Raw genomic sequence first — 414 nt, 5'->3', positions numbered from 1 at the left:
CTGAGTTAGTGTCTAACTTGGCAATGATTTCTTCCAAAGTCATGCGACCTTGACCGATATGTTGCTCATCTTGGAACACCATTGGCACAGCCAGGATTTTGCGTTGCTCCACTTCATCTTGGAAGAACGCACCATCAATCATGGTCGTGGTGGTATTTGGGTTATAGATCGCAATCAAGTTCAAGGCTTGAACCACATCTGGGCAGTTATGACAGCTCAATGAAATAAACACATCAAAGTTGGCTTTAAGATTTAAGCCTTTAATTTGATTTAAAACTTCATCAGAGACTTTAGGGGCATAACCTGAGACTTGTAACAAAGCCAAGATCAAAGAAGTAAACTCATGTCCCATCGGTAAACCCGCAAAGAACACACGAGGTTGTTCACCTGCTTTGGCAACACCAAAACTCGGAC

1 protein-coding gene is annotated in these 414 nt (G+C 42.5%); it reads right to left on the bottom strand.

All coding sequences use genetic code 11. From position 1 onward, the window contains the following. The coding region (locus DK207_RS15625) for a thioredoxin family protein (protein ID WP_171293707.1) at positions 1-414 on the bottom strand (414 nt) is incomplete at both ends.

It is taken from the genome of Acinetobacter haemolyticus, from assembly GCF_900406815.1.
GTDB classification, from domain to species: Bacteria; Pseudomonadota; Gammaproteobacteria; order Pseudomonadales; family Moraxellaceae; genus Acinetobacter; species Acinetobacter haemolyticus_A.
Note: the sequence above shows the minus strand (reverse complement) of the source record. Positions and strands in the feature narration are given on the sequence as shown.